Origin of the sequence: Mycobacterium sp. 23, from assembly GCF_048287075.1 — a bacterium.
GTDB classification, from domain to species: domain Bacteria; phylum Actinomycetota; class Actinomycetes; order Mycobacteriales; family Mycobacteriaceae; genus Mycobacterium; species Mycobacterium gordonae_B.
In genome coordinates, this window is the sequence record NZ_JBLVUX010000005.1 from 3,722,243 (window position 1) to 3,738,840 (window position 16,598).

Annotated in this window: 14 protein-coding genes; 9 read left to right on the plus strand and 5 right to left on the minus strand. The window is 68.4% G+C overall.

Going from position 1 to position 16,598, the window contains the following annotated elements; all coding sequences use genetic code 11:
* Nucleotide 1 precedes the first annotated feature (1 nt).
* Entirely contained in the window at nt 2–865 is an 864-nt protein-coding gene (locus ACNQS7_RS18405) for an SDR family NAD(P)-dependent oxidoreductase (protein WP_418013648.1), read from the minus strand.
* Between the two features lie 119 nt (nt 866–984).
* On the opposite strand from ACNQS7_RS18405, the gene ACNQS7_RS18410 reads away from it, so the two are divergent.
* Genes ACNQS7_RS18410 through ACNQS7_RS18425 form a run of 4 tightly spaced genes read left to right on the plus strand, consistent with a single transcriptional unit; the run spans nt 985 to nt 5,689 of the window.
* Complete coding sequence (locus tag ACNQS7_RS18410; protein WP_418016050.1) at nt 985–2,598, plus strand: gluconolaconase; 1,614 nt, start codon at nt 985–987, stop codon at nt 2,596–2,598.
* Nucleotides 2,595–3,341 (plus strand): GntR family transcriptional regulator, encoded by a 747-nt coding sequence (locus ACNQS7_RS18415; RefSeq protein WP_418013649.1) that lies wholly within the window; start codon nt 2,595–2,597, stop codon nt 3,339–3,341. Before ACNQS7_RS18410 ends, ACNQS7_RS18415 begins: the two co-directional genes overlap by 4 nt.
* Nucleotides 3,334–4,917 carry an AMP-binding protein gene (locus ACNQS7_RS18420; protein ID WP_418013650.1) on the plus strand — a complete coding sequence of 528 codons (1,584 nt, stop codon included), beginning with the start codon at nt 3,334–3,336 and terminating at the stop codon, nt 4,915–4,917. The genes ACNQS7_RS18415 and ACNQS7_RS18420 overlap by 8 nt, the downstream gene beginning before the upstream one ends.
* Nucleotide 4,918: 1 nt before the next feature.
* The gene (locus ACNQS7_RS18425) at nt 4,919–5,689 is read left to right on the plus strand and encodes an SDR family NAD(P)-dependent oxidoreductase (RefSeq protein WP_418013651.1); all 771 of its coding nucleotides are present in this window, start codon (nt 4,919–4,921) and stop codon (nt 5,687–5,689) included.
* Between the two features lie 6 nt (nt 5,690–5,695).
* Here the strand turns inward: ACNQS7_RS18425 and ACNQS7_RS18430 are convergent, their stop codons facing one another.
* Both ACNQS7_RS18430 and ACNQS7_RS18435 read right to left on the minus strand, forming a co-directional pair.
* Nucleotides 5,696–6,157: an SRPBCC family protein gene (locus tag ACNQS7_RS18430; RefSeq protein WP_418013652.1), complete on the minus strand. Its 462-nt coding sequence runs from the start codon at nt 6,155–6,157 to the stop codon at nt 5,696–5,698.
* A 109-nt stretch (nt 6,158–6,266) separates the two neighbouring features.
* Nucleotides 6,267–7,133, minus strand: coding sequence for a rhomboid family intramembrane serine protease (locus tag ACNQS7_RS18435; protein WP_418013653.1), 867 nt, complete (start codon nt 7,131–7,133; stop codon nt 6,267–6,269).
* A 47-nt stretch (nt 7,134–7,180) separates the two neighbouring features.
* Here ACNQS7_RS18435 and ACNQS7_RS18440 point away from each other — a divergent pair, with 47 nt between their 5' ends.
* Together ACNQS7_RS18440 and ACNQS7_RS18445 are read left to right on the plus strand one after the other, a co-directional pair.
* Nucleotides 7,181–7,414 (plus strand): hypothetical protein, encoded by a 234-nt coding sequence (locus ACNQS7_RS18440; protein WP_418016265.1) that lies wholly within the window; start codon nt 7,181–7,183, stop codon nt 7,412–7,414.
* 15 nt (nt 7,415–7,429) lie between these two features.
* Nucleotides 7,430–7,654 (plus strand): hypothetical protein, encoded by a 225-nt coding sequence (locus tag ACNQS7_RS18445; RefSeq protein WP_418013654.1) that lies wholly within the window; start codon nt 7,430–7,432, stop codon nt 7,652–7,654.
* Nucleotides 7,655–7,728: 74 nt separating this feature from the next.
* Here the strand turns inward: ACNQS7_RS18445 and ACNQS7_RS18450 are convergent, their stop codons facing one another.
* Both ACNQS7_RS18450 and ACNQS7_RS18455 read right to left on the minus strand, forming a co-directional pair.
* On the minus strand, nt 7,729–8,463 hold the full coding sequence (locus ACNQS7_RS18450; RefSeq protein WP_418013655.1) for a DUF899 domain-containing protein: 735 nt from the start codon (nt 8,461–8,463) through the stop codon (nt 7,729–7,731).
* Between the two features lie 18 nt (nt 8,464–8,481).
* On the minus strand, nt 8,482–9,225 hold the full coding sequence (locus ACNQS7_RS18455) for an SDR family oxidoreductase (RefSeq protein WP_418013656.1): 744 nt from the start codon (nt 9,223–9,225) through the stop codon (nt 8,482–8,484).
* Between the two features lie 116 nt (nt 9,226–9,341).
* Between ACNQS7_RS18455 and ACNQS7_RS18460 the strand changes: the two genes are divergently transcribed.
* The 3 genes from ACNQS7_RS18460 (at nt 9,342) to ACNQS7_RS18470 (ending at nt 16,598) form a co-directional block, all read left to right on the plus strand.
* Nucleotides 9,342–10,271 carry a sigma-70 family RNA polymerase sigma factor gene (locus tag ACNQS7_RS18460; protein WP_418013657.1) on the plus strand — a complete coding sequence of 310 codons (930 nt, stop codon included), beginning with the start codon at nt 9,342–9,344 and terminating at the stop codon, nt 10,269–10,271.
* Between the two features lie 85 nt (nt 10,272–10,356).
* Complete coding sequence (locus tag ACNQS7_RS18465) at nt 10,357–15,177, plus strand: HAD-IC family P-type ATPase (protein ID WP_418013658.1); 4,821 nt, start codon at nt 10,357–10,359, stop codon at nt 15,175–15,177.
* 44 nt (nt 15,178–15,221) lie between these two features.
* A complete protein-coding gene (locus ACNQS7_RS18470; RefSeq protein WP_418013659.1) occupies nt 15,222–16,598 on the plus strand; it encodes an HNH endonuclease signature motif containing protein in 1,377 nt (458 codons plus the stop codon).

The window sequence follows — 16,598 nt, forward strand, 5'->3', positions numbered from 1 at the left end:
GCTAGTCCCACTGCTTGATCGCCATGCGGAAGGATTCGTCTTTCAGGAACAGCGAGGTGTTGTCGGCACCCAGATGCCCCCACTTGAGATTGAGGCCGCCGTCGACGAGCAACGTCTGCCCGGTGACGTAGGTCGAAAGGTCCGAAAGCAGGAACAACACGGCGCCGGCCACCTCGTCGGGGCGGCCGCGCCGGCCCACGGCGATGGCCTGACGGTCGCGGACCGGATCGTCGTCGGTGTAGGTCTGGGACGCAGGGGTGGCGGTCACGCCGGGTGCCACGGCGTTGACCCGGATGGCCTGCCCACCCGGGTCGTACGCCAATTCGGCTGCCATGGTGCGGGTTACCGCGACGATGGCGGCCTTGGCGGTGCCGTAAGCGATGTGGAACGGCGCGGTATTCATTCCGCTGATCGATGAGATCGACACGATCGATCCGGGGAGCCTGCGGCGCTTGAGTTCGGCGGCCACCGCCTGGCTCATGAAGAACATCGTCTCGAGGTTCTGCGTGAACAGATTTCGCCAGTCGCTGCGGGTCACCCGGGTGGATGGCATCCAGGTCGACGGGTCCGCGCCACCGGCGACATTGACCAGGCCGTAGAGCTCACCCTCGGCGCGGGTGGCGGCCTCCATCACGGAGGCCACGCCGTCATCGGTGGACACGTCGGCGGTCACCGGGACCACCGACAGGCCCTCGTCCATCAGCGGACCGACGTGCTGGTCGAGGTTTGCGCGACCACGGCTGACCGCGACCACGGTCGCACCGGCTTCCGCGGCGACGCGCGTCACCGTGGTGCCGATACCGCCGCCGGCGGCGCCGGCCACCACAACGACCCGCCCGGCCAGGCCCAACTGGGTCGCACTCATCCAATTGTCCGGACATGATAATGACGTGCACTCATTAGAGAGCATGATTCTCCCGTCGCAGCCCGCACGTCAAGGCCACCGGTGTATCTGCCGGGCACTATTGTCTGGACCAGCACGGCATTGCTATCGTCCGAGCGGTGAAGGCTGCTCGCTACAGCGCCGCACGGCCACCGCAGGTTGCGGAGGGCTGGACCTTGACGCGAGTGACCGGACCCAGCCGCCTGTTCGGGGCTAACGGCCTGCGCACCGGCCCTGACGGCCGCGTCTACATCGCGCAGGTGACCGGCAGTCAGATCAGCGCACTCGACCTGCAGACCGGCCAACTCGACACGGTGAGCGCCAAGGGCGGTGACATCATCGCGCCCGACGACGTGGCCTTCGATGCCGAGGGCAACCTGTATGCGACCGAGGTGATGGACGGCCGGGTGAGCCTGCGTGACACCGCCGGGCACATCCGGGTACTGCGCGACGACCTGCCGTCCGCCAACGGGATCACCGTTCACCAGGGCCGGTTGTTCGTCGGCGAATGCCGCGCGGGGGGACGCCTGCTGGAGCTGGACCGCGCGGGCGGCGCGCCGAGAGTGCTGCTGGAGAACGTCCCGTCACCGAACGCGATGGAAGTCGGTCCGGACGGGTTGCTCTACTTCCCGGTGATGGGCGCCAACGAGATCTGGCGCGTCGACCCTGACGGCGGCGACCCGCAAGTCGTGGCGGGCGATCTGGGCGTGCCGGATGCGGTGAAGTTCGATGCCGGGGGCTATCTCGTGTCGACCCAGGTCCACAGTGGCCAGGTGCTGCGCATCGACCCGCGCACCGGCCAGCGTGATGTACTGGCGCAGTTGAATCCCGGCCTGGACAACCTGGCGTTTGCAGGCAACCGGTTGCTCGTCTCGAACTTCACCGGCGAGATCACCGAGATCCTCGCCGACGGTGCGACCCGAACGGTGCTCGGTGGCGGATTGAACTGGCCGCTGGACCTGGCGGTAGGCCCCGACGGCAACCTCTACATCGCCGACGGGACTTACTTCTATGAACTTGCCGGTGGAGTGCTGCGTACCGCCGGCATGTTGTTCACTCCCGGCTATCCCGGATTCCTGCGCGGCCTGGCACCGGCGGGGCCCGGCGAGTTCATCGTCACCACCTCCAACGGAGAGGTTGCCCGCTACCGGCCTGCGACCGGCGAAAGCGATTTGCTCGCAGAAGGTTTCGATCAGCTCTACGGTGTCGCGATTGCGCCCGGCGGCACCGTAGTGGTGGCCGAGTTGGGCACCGGCCGGGTACTGAGTATCCGGGCGAGTGAAGTAGAGGTGCTGGCATCGGGCCTGCACGAGCCTGTCGGTGTGGCCATAGCCGCCGACGGGACGTGCCTGGTCTCCGAGGCTGGGGCGGGACGGGTGCGGCGGATGGGCGGTAGGCCCCTGATCGAGGGTCTGCAGCAACCGCAGGGTCTGTTGGTGATGGACCGGCAGGTCTACATAGTCGATTCCGGCGCAAAGGAACTCGTCGCCGTCGATCTGGACACCGGGACCCGGGTCACGGTCGCGACAGACCTGCCGGTCGGCGCGCCGCCCGGCGTCATCCCCAAGCCGCTACGCGGCATGCCCCCGTTCTCTGGACCACAGGGCCCGTTCGCGGGGATCGCCGCCGGACCCGACGGCACACTCTATGTTTCCGCGGACGCCGAGGGCAGTGTGCTGGCGCTGCGCCGGAATGACGAAGGGCCACAACGTTGACCGAAGCCAAAGTGGCCGACCACCGCTACCTTCAGGTGGCCCGCACGCTACGCAAGGAGATCGTGGACGGGGTGTATCCGGTGGGCTCCCAGCTGCCGACCGAGCACGAGCTGTGCGAGCGGTTCGCTGTCAGTCGCTACACCGTCAGGGAGGCGCTGCGCAGGTTGCGTGACGACAACCTGGTGTCGTCACGGCCGCGTACCGGAACGCTGGTGGTGCCGCGCCCTTCGGCGGATTCCTATGTGCAGCATGTGATGTCGATCAACGACCTGTTGGACTTCGCGTCCGGCACCCGGTTCGTGATCGAGTCGGTCGCGATGGTCAGCGTCGACGAGGACCTGTCCGGGCGAACAGGTCTGGCCGTGGGTGAGCAATGGTTGTCGGTTCGTGGCGCGCGCCAGCCCGTCGAGCCCGACTCCGGGTCGGCGCTGTGCCGCACGGAGTACTACATCAACCGCGAGTTCGCGGCGGTAGGCCGCCTGCTGCAACGCCACGAAGGCCCCATCTTCCCGTTGATCGAAGACCTGTTCGGCCTCAGTATCGTTGAGGTGCAACAGGAGATCATCGCGGTGCTACTGTCGGCCGAACTCGCCGCGACCCTCGATGTCGAACCCGGAGCCCCGGCGTTGCAGGTGCAGCGCACCTACCGCGCGTCGGACGATCGGGTGGCACAGATGACCATCAACACGCACCCCGCATCGCGATTCCGGCACTCGATGACAATGCGGCGAGTACGTGGATAGGAAACTGGTCGGCGGGCGATGGCTTCGCTGGGATGACGAGCGGGCCGCAGCCGCCTACGCACAGGGATGGTGGGTCAACGGCACGTTGGCGGATGCGCTGAGCGAGGCCGCCGAGCGAACACCCGAGCGGGTTGCCCTGGTCGACGGCGACCACCGTCTGACGTGCCTGGACCTGCACCGGCAGGCGACAGCACTGGCCCGGGCATTGCTGGCACGCATGCCGCCGGGCAGTGTGGTGTCGTTCATGCTGCCCAATTGGCATGAGGCCGCTGTGATCTACCTGGCCGCCACGATGGCCGGCATGGTGGTCAACCCGATTCTTCCGTCCCTGCGGGACCGGGAACTCCGTTTCATCCTCGAAGACGCCGACAGCAGGATGGTGTTCATTCCGTCGGTCTTCGGCCGTCACGACTTCGCGGCGATGCTGCGCTGTGTCACAGCGCAGCTGGAGTCCCCACCGGTTGTCGTGGTGCTGCGCGGGGATTGTGGAGCCGGCCAGGTCCCGTTCGATTCGCTGGTGGCCGCCGCCGGGCCGCTCCCTGCACTGGACGCCGATGCCGTGCGCATGATCCTGTACACCTCGGGCACCACCGGTCGCCCTAAAGGTGTTCTGCACAGCCATAATTCGATCCATGCGCTGCTACGCCAGATCGGCGGACACTGGCTGGTCGAGCCGGGTGATGTGTTTCTGGTGGCGTCTCCGATCGCGCATATCGGCGGATCGATCTACGCCTTCGAAGCCCCGCTCCTGCTGGGCGTCACCGCAGTGCTGATCGAACGCTGGAATGCCGACACCGCCGTGCGGCTGATGGCGGCCGAACACTGTACGCACATGGCCGGTGCCACACCGTTCCTGGACCAACTGCTCGCCGCGGCCCAGCGCGCGGACACCCGCCTGCCGCAGCTGAAGGTGTTCATCTGCGGTGGAGCATCGGTCGCCCCGGCGTTGATCAGAAAGGCGGCAGCATATTTCGCGTCCACCGTTGTCACCCGGGTATACGGTTCGACCGAAGTTCCGGTGACGACGGTCGGTTCGCCCGACGATTGTGATCACGCGGCCGATACCGACGGGCGACCCGGTTTTGCCGACGTGAAACTGGTGGACGGCGAAGTCCGCGTCCGGGGGCCGCAGATGCTCGTCGGCTACCTTCATCCGGAGGACGACGACGTATCCTTCGACTCCGACGGGTACTTCCGCACCGGTGATCTGGCGCGCTGGGTCGACGACGATTACCTCGTGGTCACCGGACGGGCCAAGGACATCATCATCCGAAACGGCGAGAACATCTCACCCAAGGAAGTCGAGGACGTTCTCGCCAACCATCCCGGCATCGCCGAGGTCGCCATCGTCGGGCTGCCGGACGAACGCACTGGCGAACGGGCCTGCGCCGTCGTCGTCCCGACCGGTACGCCGGAACCCGATGTGGCAAGCCTGCTGGACTTTCTGGGAGCATCAGGCGTCGCGCGGTTCAAAGCCCCCGAGCAGGTGGTCATCTGGAGCGACCTGCCGAAGAACGACGCGGGAAAAGTGCTCAAGCACCAGATCAAGGCGGCGCTGATGAAGACGGAACACTGACATGCGGGTGGCGATCGTGACGGGCGCGACCGGCGGTATCGGGTTCGGTTGCGCGGCAAGGCTTGCCGACGCCGGGATGGCGATATTGGCGACCGGACGGGACGAGGGCAGGCTGGCCCGGTTGGCTGACGCCATCGGTGATCCCGAGCGGGTCACGACCGTAGCCGTCGACCTCGTCGATGACGACGCGCCGCGCCGGATCGTGGACGCCGCGCTGTCCCGTTGGGACCGGATCGATTTCCTGGTCAACGCGGCCGGCATCGGCAGCCCCCGTCCCCTGCACGAGACAGATGACGAATCCCTGGACCTTTTCCTGGGCTTGATGTTGCGCGCCCCGTTCCGGTTGGTGCGCGAGGTGCTGCCGCACCTGCAACCCGGCTCGGGGATCGTCAACATCACCTCGACGTTCGCGGTAGTGGGCGGTATGCGCGGTGGCGCCTACTCGGCGGCCAAGGGCGGGCTCACCGCGATGACCACGCACATCGCCTGCCAGTACGGCGCCGATGGAATACGTTGCAACGCAGTGGCTCCCGGCGTCATCCAGACCGCGATGACCGAGCACCGGCTGGCCGACGAGCGATTCCGGCGGATCAACGTCGAGATGACGCCGCATCAGCGGCTGGGCACAGTCGACGACGTCGCCGCCACGGTTGCCTTCCTCTGCTCACCCGGCGGCGCCTTCATCAACGGCCAGACCATCGTCGTCGACGGCGGGTGGAGCGCCACCAGGTATCTTTCCGATCGCGCGCTGAACTCCGAATGGCAGACCTGAACCCCGTCAACGCAATTCGAAATGATGCCGGATGCCGTACAGCATCTTGGCGTGCGCCTTCACCGCCTCGCGCACGGTGAACCCGGCTAGCGGCCGGGGCGCGGCGAACCTTATGTGCTCGGTGACGCGGGTGCCGTCTTCGATCGGCTCGAAGCTCACCGTTGCGCGCAGCCGCACCCCGGGTGATTGGTCGGCTTCAGTGTGCACGTCGCCATCCACCGGGACGTGCAGGCGGGCCCGGTAGGTGACCGTCATCGCGACCGGACCCAACGGAATCCGGTCCACCACTTGATAACTCACCCGGTAGCCGTCGGGAGTCTCGGTGCGGGACAGCAGCTCAACCGACACGATCAGCGGGTGCACGAGTCGGATGTTGTCCAGGTCGACGTAGTAGTCGCGAACCTCGTTCGGCGGCGCGGGCACCTCTTCGGTCAACGTCCGCTCGGCGTGAGCAACCCACCAGCTCATAGCGAACAACCTACTGTGCGGACACCTCACCTCCTACCGCGAGCAGACACAAAATCGCCCCGGAGCGGGCGCTCCAAGGGCGATTTTGTGTCTGCTCGCGAGGAAACCGTCAGCCGAATTGGGCGAGCAGCGAAGCCGTGCGCCACCAGATCAACACAGCGAACAGAACCAGCAGGGCGACCGTCGCCGACGCTTGAACGAGATCCCGTCGCTGCCGCGGCGCGTACACGTACGCCGCGGAGAGCAACCCACCGGCGACCAGTCCGCCCACGTGTCCTTGCCAGCTGATCTGCTGCGAGCTGACCAGGGGCACCACGAAGGTGAAGACCAGGTTGAACACGATCACCGCGATCACCCAGCGGACGTCGAGGGTGAGCCGCTTGGCTACTACGAACGTAGCGGCGAACAGCCCGAACACCGCCCCCGACGCACCGGCCGTCGCCGTATTGAGCGGGGACAACAGGTAGACCAGCACCGAACCACCCAGGCCGCTCACCGCATACAGCGCACTGAATCGCACACGGCCCAGCCACATTTCGAGCGGCGGGCCCACGACGTACAGCGCCCACATGTTCAACAGCAGATGTGTCGGCCCGTAGTGCAGGAACGCCGAGGTCACCAGCCGGTAGTACTCGTCGTAGAAGGCGACCGCCGGCGGCCACAGCGCAAAATCCCGCTGCACATTCGCGACTGCCATCTCGGCCAAGAACGCCAGCACGTTGACCGCGATCAGCGCGAAGGTGACCACCGGTGCTCCGGAGCGCTCCCGACCGCCGAAACGCGTCCGCTCGGGCCTGATGGTGCGGGCGCCGGCCTGCACGCACTCCACGCACTGGTGACCGACGGCGGCGCTGCGCATGCAGTCGCCACAGATCGGCCGCTCGCACCTGGTGCAGTGAACGTACGTCTGGCGGTCGGGATGCCGATAACACGTCGGCGCGTCGGCCGGCAGCTGCGCTGGGCTGGGGCTGGTCACGCACCCATTGTTGCGGTCGCCCGCCGAATCGGCGTGAACTGGGCGCTATGACACAGCCAAGCATCGGCGTGATCGAGCGTTATCTCACATGCCGGGCCGCCCACGACTGGGACGGCGTGGCTGCCACCCTTGCCGATGACGGCCTGGTCCGGGAGGGACCGTGGTGTGACGTCATCGAAGGCAGAGACGAGTACGTCGCCGGGTGTCGCAGGTGCCACGAATTGACGATCGCCGAACATTGCGACCCGCTGGCCAGACTATTTCCTCGCCTGGCGAGTTGACCTACTGTGACAAAGGTGGAGTCACACGGATCCCCCGAATTGGTGCCCGTCGAAAATTTGCATTCAGGTGACCCGATCACCGATGGCGGCCAGCGGTACATCGTTCTCGAATCCAAGGCCGTCGGCGACGGCTGCGTAGTCCTTGAGCTGGAGTCCAGGGTGGACCACCACCTCCAGGTCATCGAGAAGTCATTCCCGGCCGGGTACCACGTCGGCAGGGCAAACCACCGATATTTGTAGGGCGGTCTTCAACCAGACCCCTTTTCCACGCGTGGCCATTCAGGGGCCACCGCGCAATTCCGGTATTCCACAAATCAACTACGGGGCGGCCGTTGATCATTCGGGTCATCGGGATCCGGGTCGCCGAACCAGCGCGACGGGATATGCGCGGCGTAAGAGTCATGCCAGGACCACCACTCGTAGGGCTTGGTCTGCGGGTAGCCCTCCGGAGAGTCCTCCCAGTCCTCCTGACGACCGAGCGCCGTCATGTCGAGAATGCTCCAGGTGTTGCCCAACACCTCGTCGCCGCGGTTGTTGACGAAATACGTGCGGTACACCCGAGAACCGTCGTGGATGAAGGCGTTGGTGCCGTGCCATTCGTGCACGCCGAAATCTTCGTCGAACCCGTCGGTCAGCGTGTACCAGGGCATCCGCCACCCCATTCGCCGCCGCAACCGCTGAATGTCGGCCTGTGGTGCCCGCGAGGCGAACGCCAGGGTGGTGTCGCGAGCGTTGACGTGCGCCAGGTGACCGATGTGGTCGGCGATCATCGAACAGCCCGGGCATCCGTGATCGGGCCAGCCGTGCACGCCGGGTTCGAAGAACGCGCGGTACAGCACCAGTTGGCGCCGACCCTGAAAAAGATCCAGCAGGCTCATCGGTCCGTCTGGTCCCTCGAACACGTAGTCCTTATCCACGGCCAGCCAGGGCATCCGGCGCCGCTCGGCAGCCACCGCGTCCCGGGCACGGGTCAACTCCTTCTCTCTGGCCAGCAGCCGCTGGTGCGCGTCGGCCCACTCTGCCGCGGACACGATCGGAGGTGTCTTCATGGAGGTCTCCTCGCTCTTTCAGGCCACCGGGGACAACCCGGCGGAAGTCAGTAGATAGGGCCCGCCGTCCCGCCGTTCCACGATGCCCCGCACCGCGATCCCGACCTGCTCGGGGGTAAGCACCGGCCCGGCGGCCGCCACGAACGCATCGACCGCGACACCCTGCCGTGCGGCGTAGGCAGCGACGGCCTTGGCGCCCAGGTCGGTCGCGGGAGTCAGGCGCGGCAACACCGACGCGAAGCTGATGCCCAGCCCTGCCCGCTTCGATTCCTCGGCCGCGTAGCCGGCGATAAACCGGACGGCGGCCTTGGCGCCCGCGTAACCACCGCTGAGGGGAGACCCGTTGACCGCAGCGCCGCTCGAGAAGGCGATCACCGCGCTGCCCGGCGCCAGCGGCCGTCGCAGCGCGCACCGGACCCAGTGAAACGCCTGCGCGACGTCGACGTTCCAGTTCTCGGTGAAGCTTTCCCAGGTCTGGTCCGTCAACGGCATCATCTGGGGCGCCAGTCCGGCGGCCAGCACGACGGTGGCCGGACGGTATTCATCGATCAGCGCGGCAGCCGTCTGCGCGTCTGCGGCGTCGGCGGCGACGCCGGTGAAGGTGTCGCCCAGTTCGTCGCGCACCAGCTGCAGATGGGCCTGGGTCCGCGCGACGCCGACGACACGCGCACCTGCCGAAGTCAGGGCGATGGCGACGGCGCGGCCGAAGCCGCGGCTGGCGCCGGTGACGATCGCCGTCGTCCCGGCAATTGTTCGATTCACGGTGAAGCTTCCTTTCATGTGACACAACGTCACCAATGCAGATACGCAGCACCGCCGCGATTCATCGCTGCCCAGGTCGGCGATGATTTTTCCGGCGCGGAAGTATCTAAAGAGACATGACGGACCAGTCGGAGTTCATCGAGCGGGCGGCGCCATTTCGCGCCGAGTTGATTGCGCACTGCTACCGGATGCTCGGTTCGGTGCACGACGCCGAGGATCTGGTTCAGGAGACCTACCTTCGTGGCTGGCGTGGTTATCCGGCGTTCGAGGAGCGCGCGGCGCTGCGTACGTGGCTGTACCGGATCGCGACGACGGCCTGCCTGCGGGCTCTGGAGAACCGCGCGCGCCGGGCGCTGCCGGCCGACGATCCGATCGGTGACAGCGAGTGGCTGGAACCGATCCCGGACGGCTACCTCTTCCAGACTCCGGAGGACGCGCTGGCCGTGCGGCAGAGTGTCCGGCTGGCGGTGATGACCGCCCTGCAGGAGCTGCCGGCCCGGCAACGAGCGGTGCTGATCCTGCGCGACGTCGTGCAGTTCAGCGCCGCCGAGGTCGCCGAATTACTGGAAACCACGCCCGCGGCCGTCAACAGTTCCCCGCAACGTGCCCGCGGCCGGCTCGCCGAGATCACACCCGACGAGGACGAGATCGCCGAGCCGGACGACACTGCGCGCCGCGATCTGGTCGACCGCTACTGCTCCGCGTTCGAGAACTCCGACATGGCCGCCCTCACCGAGTTGCTGCGGGAGGACGTCAAGCTCGAGATGCCGCCGATGCCGGAATGGTTCGTCGGCCGCGATGATGTGCTCCGCTTCCTGGCCGAGCGCGCTTTCGCGCCCGCGGGCGACGTCGTAATGGTCCCGACCTCAGCCAACGCACAGCCTGCGGTCGCCGAATATCGGCGCAACGCGGATAACATCATGGAAGCTCATTCCATTCAGGTGCTGACCTGCCGTTCCGGGGCCGGGACACCCGGGATCGCGGTGATGACCGTCTTCCTCGATCCGACGCTTTTCGCCGCGTTCGGGTTGCCGCCCACGCGGTGACCCGGCCGCGTTCGCGCGGGCCGTGTGGACAGGTCACCGAGGCGCCGGGAGGATTGGCGCGGTAGACGTGATCGAAGGGTGATGGATGAAGATCCCGGGTGTGGCCGACCTTGTCGGCACTCTCACCGGTGGAGCGGTTCAGGCGATACAGGCAGGGGTCAACGGAGCGGCGGGTGCCGTCGGAGCGGTCCAGACACTGACCAGCCCGGTGACGGAACTGGTCGGCCCCGTCGTGCAGTCCGTGGCGCACACCACCGGCCGGGCTATCGGCCTGGGGAGCTCGCTCGACGGAGCGCCGGAAACCGTCACGCCGCCGGTGCGCTGGCACAGCGGCCGGCGGTTCCACCTGGACCTCGATCCGCTGCTGCCCTTCCCCCGCTGGCATGAATATGCCCCGGTGATCGAGGAGCCGGTCCGCCGGATTGCCGGAGTCGACAAAGCCCACGTCGAAGGCGCGCTGGGCCGGTTGGTCATCGAGATCACCGCGGATGCCGACGCCGACGACGTCCTCGACGAGGTGCGCGACACGGCGGCGGCGGTGGCCGCCGACCTCGCTGCCGCCGAAACCGGCCCCACACCGCATTCCGCGCCGTTCGCCGACCCGGGCAACCCGTTGGCGATTCTGGTGCCGCTCACCGCCGCGGCGATGGACGCCGTCGCGGTCGGCGCCGCCGTCACGGGCTGGTTCACCCGGCTGCCCGTAGCGCCGCGCAGCGCGCGGGCCGCCGCGGCGCTGATGAACTACCAGCCGCGGGTGGTCGCCGTGCTGGAGTCCAGGCTCGGCCGCGTCGGAACCGACATCGCGCTCAGCGGTTCCACGGCGCTGGCGTACGGGCTGAGCCAGTCGGTCGGCACGCCACTGCTGAACCTCACGCAACGCGGGCTGCAGCTGTCCGAGGCCGCGGCGCACCGGCAGCGGTGGCGGGAGCGGGAACCCGAACTCGCCTCCCCTACCCGGCCACAAGCACCGGTGGTGCCGATCCTCTCCTCCGCTGCGGACGAGCACACGCCCCGGCACAACTGGGCCGCGGCCGCCGCGGGCGAAGCCTCGCACGTCGTGGTGGACGGTGCCATCGACGCCGCGATCGACACCGGCAAGGGCTCCATGAAAGGCCCGATCGAGCACTACGTGGATCAGGCCGCGAGCGGCTCGGTAGTTGCCGCGGCCGGCGCGTTGTTCGCAGGTGGCGGTTCCGCCGAGGCCGCCGAGGCGATCCTGGCCGGAGTGCCCAAGGCCGCGCACGTGGGTCGCGAGGCGTTCGCCACCACCCTCGGTCGCGGTCTGGCCAACGCCGGATTGCTGCTGCTCGACCCGGGTGCGTTGCGTCGCCTGGACCGGGTGCAGGTGGTCGTCATCGACGGTGCCGCCCTGCGGGGCGACCACCGCGCGGTGCTGCGCGCGCAGGGCGACGAGCCCGGCTGGGACGACGACCGTGTCTACGAGGTTGCCGACGCTCTGTTGCACGGGGAGGAGGCACCCGAGCCCGACCCCGACGAGCTGCCGGCCATCGGTGCGCGGCTGAAATGGATTCGATCGCAGGGACCGTCGGCGACGCCGGCGCAGGGCCTCGAACACGCGGACCTGATCAACGACGGCGACCGGGTGGGCAGTGTGGACGTCGGGTGGGAAGTCGACCCGTTCGCGATCCCGCTGATGCAGACCGCGCACCGCACCGGCGCCCGGGTGGTGCTGCGTCACGTGGCCGGCACAGAAGACCTGTCCGCCAGCGTCGGTTCCACACATCCCCCGGGCACGCCGCTGCTGAAGCTGGTCCGGGAACTGCGGGCGGACCGGGGACCGGTCCTGCTGATCACCGCCCTGCACCGTGACTTCGCATCGACCGACACGCTGGCCGCGCTGGCCATCGCGGACGTCGGCGTCGCCCTGGACGACCCACGCGCGGCCACGCCGTGGACCGCCGACATCATCACCGGGACCGACCTGGCCGCTGCGGTGCGAATTCTGTCCGCGCTCCCGGTGGCGCGCGCTGCCAGCGAATCCGCCGTGCACCTGGCCCAGGGCGGGACCACATTGGCCGGGCTGCTGCTCGTCACCGGGGAAGACGGCCGGACCAGCAATCCGGCTTCCTTCCGTCGCTGGCTCAACCCGGTCAACGCCGCCGCGCTGACCGCCCTGCTGGGCGGGTCCCTCTCGGCCGCACGGGTGCTCCGGCAGCCCGACCCCACGCCGCAGCCGCTGACCGCCTGGCACGCACTGGACCCCGAGATCGTCTACTCGCGCCTGGCCGGCGGATCGCGTCCGCTGGCGGTCCAATCCGACACCCCGACCTGGCGGCGGCGGCTCGACGACCTGTCCTACGAGCCGGTCGTGGCCCCGCTGCGCGGTCCGGCCCATACGCTGGGACGGTTGGCGGCCGCCACCCGCGTCGAGTTGCGCGATCCGCTGACTCCGATCCTGGCGGTGGGTGCGGCGGCGTCGGCGATCGTGGGCAGCAATGTCGACGCGCTGCTGGTCGCCGGCGTCATGGCGGTCAACGCGGTAACCGGTGGCGTACAGCGGCTGCGGGCCGAGGCAGCGGCTGCAGAGCTGTTCGCCGAGCAGGATCAGCTGGTGCGTCGCGTGGTGGTGCCCGCGGTCGCGACCACGCGGCGCCGGCTGGAGGCCGCCCAGCATGCCACCCGCACCGCCACCGTGTCGGCCAAGAAGCTGCGGCCCGGGGACGTCATCGACCTGGCCGCTCCCGAAGTGGTGCCCGCCGACGCGCGGATCTTGGTTGCCGATGACCTCGAGGTCGACGAGTCCTTCCTCACCGGCGAGTCGCTGCCGGTCGACAAGCAGGTTGATCCCGTCGCCGTCAACGACCCGGAGCGGGCCAGCATGCTGTTCGAGGGCAGCACGATCGTCGCGGGCCGTGCGCGGGCGATCGTCGTCGCCACCGGAGTCGGCACCGCCGCACAGCGGGCGATCTCGGCGGTGGCCAATGTCGAGACCTCGGCCGGCGTACAGGCGCGGCTGCGGGAGCTGACCAGCAAGGTGCTGCCGCTCACCCTGGCCGGCGGCGCGACGGTGACCGGCCTGTCGCTGCTGCGCCGCACCTCTTTGCGGCAGGCGGTGGCCGACGGCGTCGCCATCGCGGTCGCGGCGGTTCCGGAAGGTCTGCCGCTGGTGGCGACGCTGTCCCAGCTGGCCGCCGCGCAGCGCCTGACGACCCGCGGGGTGCTGGTGCGCTCACCGCGCGCCATCGAGGCCCTGGGCCGCGTCGACACCGTCTGCTTCGACAAGACCGGCACCCTCACCGAGAACAAGCTGCGCGTCGTGCGTGCGGTGCCGAAGGGCATCGGTCCGAATGGACCGTTCCCCGAGTCCGGCGCCCCGGAGGCGATCGCGGTGTTGCGGGCCGCCGCCCGCGCATCGACGCAGCCGCACGATGGCGAGGGACACGCGCACGCAACCGATGAGGCGATCATCATTGCCGCCAATTCGCTTGACGGCGAAGGCGATTCACCGTGGACGGTGCTGGCCGAGGTGCCCTTCGAGTCCAGCCGCGGCTACGCCGCGTCCATCGGCGCGGAGCTCGACGGTGCCACGCCGGTGCTGATGCTCAAGGGCGCGCCGGAGACGATCCTGCCGCGCTGCCGATCGGTCGACTCCGAGGCCGAGGCACTGGTGGACAGCCTTGCGGCACAAGGGTTGCGGGTGCTCGCCGTCGCGCAGCGCCCCTGGGAGCTCGCCACCTCCGACGGCGACACCGATTCCGACTCCGTCGACGCCGCCGCGCACGACCTGGAACTGATCGGTTATGTCGGACTGGCCGACACGGCCCGGGCGTCCGCGCGGCCGCTCATCGAGGCGCTGGTGGAAGCCGAGCGCAACGTGGTGCTGATCACCGGTGACCACCCCATCACCGCCCGCGCGATCGCCCGGCAACTGGGCCTGCCTGAGGATGTTCGCGTGGTGACCGGAGCCGAGTTCGCCGGCATCGACGCCGAGGGGCACACCAAGCTGGCGGCCGATGTCCAGGTGTTCGCGCGGGTCAGCCCGGAGCAGAAGGTGCAGATCGTCGCGGCGCTGCAGCGCGCGGGCCGAGTGACCGCCATGGTCGGCGACGGCGCCAACGACGCCGCCGCCATCCGGATGGCCGACGTGGGGATCGGGGTCAGCGGTCGCGGTTCCTCGGCCGCCCGGGGCGCGGCCGACATCGTGTTGACCGACGACGATCTGGGCGTGCTGATCGACGCGCTGGTCGAGGGCCGCAACATGTGGGCCGGTGTGCGCGACGCGGTCACCATCCTGGTCGGGGGAAACGTCGGCGAAGTGCTGTTCACCATTCTGGGGACGGCGTTCGGGCAGGGACGGGCGCCGGTGGGCACCCGGCAACTGCTGCTGGTGAACCTGCTCACCGACATGTTCCCCGCGCTCGCGGTCGCCGTCACCTCCCAGTACGACGACCCCGAGGACGACGAGGAACTGACCGCCGAGCAGATCGAGGAGGCCCGCCGGACCCTGCAACGCGACCTGCTGATCCAGCCCGCCCCCTCCCTGGACGAGCCGCTGATGCGTCAGATCGTCAACCGCGGCATCATCACCGCGGCCGGCGCAACCACCGCCTGGACCATCGGCCGGTGGACCCCGGGCACCGAAAGGCGCACGGCGACAATGGGTCTGACCGCTCTGGTGACGACGCAGCTGGCTCAGACTCTAATGACCCGCAGCCACAGCCCGCTGGTGGTGGCAACCGCACTGGGCAGCGCGGGAGTCCTGGTCGGGATCATCCAAACACCGGTATTGAGCCAGTTTTTCGGTTGCACACCACTGGGGCCGGTGGCCTGGTCGGGTGTTATCGGCGCCACGGCGGGAACGACCGCGATCTCGTGGCTGGCGCCTCATTGGCTGAATAAGGCGGTCGGTGCGGTGCAGCCGGCGCCGAACGGGGACTCCCAGTAGCGCGCGAAATCCGGCTTGTCGGTGCCCCGCAATAGAATTGGGGTGTGAGTTGCAGCACGCGTGAGGACTGGGCCGAGGCGCTGGGCGCGCTTTGCGGGTCGGTGTCGCGGCTGTTGGAGCTCACCGCGGAGACGTTGAGTTGCCCCGAGTTGCTGACGACGCTCGGTGAGCTGGAAGTGCAGTGCCGGCGCCTGCCGGTGGCCGGGAACGTGTTGATCAATCAGCTTGCCAGCCAAGCGACTCCGGCAGATCTGGGCGGCACACTCGGCCATGCGCTGGCCGATCGGCTGCGGGTGGTCAAGGACGAGGCTGACCGCCGCATCGCGGACGCCGCCGACCTGGGACCGCGCCGCGCACTGACCGGAGAACCGTTGGCACCGCTGCTGCCGGCCACCGCTGCCGCACAACGTCAAGGCCTGGTCGGGGCCGGGCACATCAAGGTGATCCGCAGATTCTTCAAGAAACTGCCCAACACCATCGCCGCGGCCGACCGCGACTTCGCCGAGGCTGACCTGGCCGGCAAGGTCGCCGCCGGATGTCGGCCCGATGAAGTGGCCGACTACGCCAAGCTGCTACAGAACTACCTGATGCCCGACGGTGACGGCCCCGACGAACCCGAGCGGGCCCGCAGACGCGGCATCACCCTGGGCGAACAACAGGCCGACGGGATGTCGGAGATCCGTGGGCTGATCACCCCCGAATTCCGGGCCACCCTGGAACCGGTGGTCGCCAAACTCGGCGCCCCGGGCATGTGCAACCCCGACGACGAGCACCCCGTCACCGCGGGCAAGGCACCCGAGGACGCGGTCGACCGTGACGCCCGCAACCACGCCCAGCGCAGCCACGACGCCATCGCGGCCGGACTGCGGATGCTGCTGGGCTCCAAAGAGTTAGGCCGCCACCACGGGCTGCCGACTACCATCGTGGTCACCACCACCCTGGCCGAACTCGAAGCCGGGGCCGGGCGAGCCCTGACCGCCGGGGGCACCCTGCTGCCCATGTCGGAGGTTATCCGACTGGCCTCGCCGGCCCATCACTATTTGGCGATCTTCGACAAGGACAAAACACTGGCGCTCTACCACAGCAAGCGCCTGGCCTCGCCCGAGCAACGCCTGGCCCTGCTGGCCAGAGACGGCGGCTGCACCCGCCCGGGCTGCAGGGTGCCGGGCTACTGGACCCAGGTGCATCACCTTGAGGGATGGATGGCCAAGCGTCGCACCCACATCGACGAACTCGCCCTGGCCTGTGCACCAGACAACAGATTGGTCGAACTCCACAAATACACCACCCGCCGAAATGCCCGCGGCCACACCGAATGGATAGCACCCAAGCACCTAGACTTCGGGCGGCCCCGCACCAACTGCATGCATCACCCGGTGCGACCACCGAAAACCGATGACGTTGACAGCGAACCAGATTGA

Excerpts from the sequence above, each read along its gene's own strand:
- ACNQS7_RS18405 (WP_418013648.1), bottom strand. The coding sequence starts at position 865 with ATGAGTGCGACCCAGTTGGGCCTGGCCGGGCGGGTCGTTGTGGTGGCC.
- ACNQS7_RS18425 (WP_418013651.1), top strand. The coding sequence starts at position 4,919 with ATGCGGGTGGCGATCGTGACGGGCGCGACCGGCGGTATCGGGTTCGGT.
- ACNQS7_RS18430 (WP_418013652.1), bottom strand. The coding sequence starts at position 6,157 with ATGAGCTGGTGGGTTGCTCACGCCGAGCGGACGTTGACCGAAGAGGTG.
- ACNQS7_RS18440 (WP_418016265.1), top strand. The coding sequence starts at position 7,181 with ATGACACAGCCAAGCATCGGCGTGATCGAGCGTTATCTCACATGCCGG.
- ACNQS7_RS18450 (WP_418013655.1), bottom strand. The coding sequence starts at position 8,463 with ATGAAGACACCTCCGATCGTGTCCGCGGCAGAGTGGGCCGACGCGCAC.
- ACNQS7_RS18460 (WP_418013657.1), top strand. The coding sequence starts at position 9,342 with ATGACGGACCAGTCGGAGTTCATCGAGCGGGCGGCGCCATTTCGCGCC.
- ACNQS7_RS18465 (WP_418013658.1), top strand. The coding sequence starts at position 10,357 with ATGAAGATCCCGGGTGTGGCCGACCTTGTCGGCACTCTCACCGGTGGA.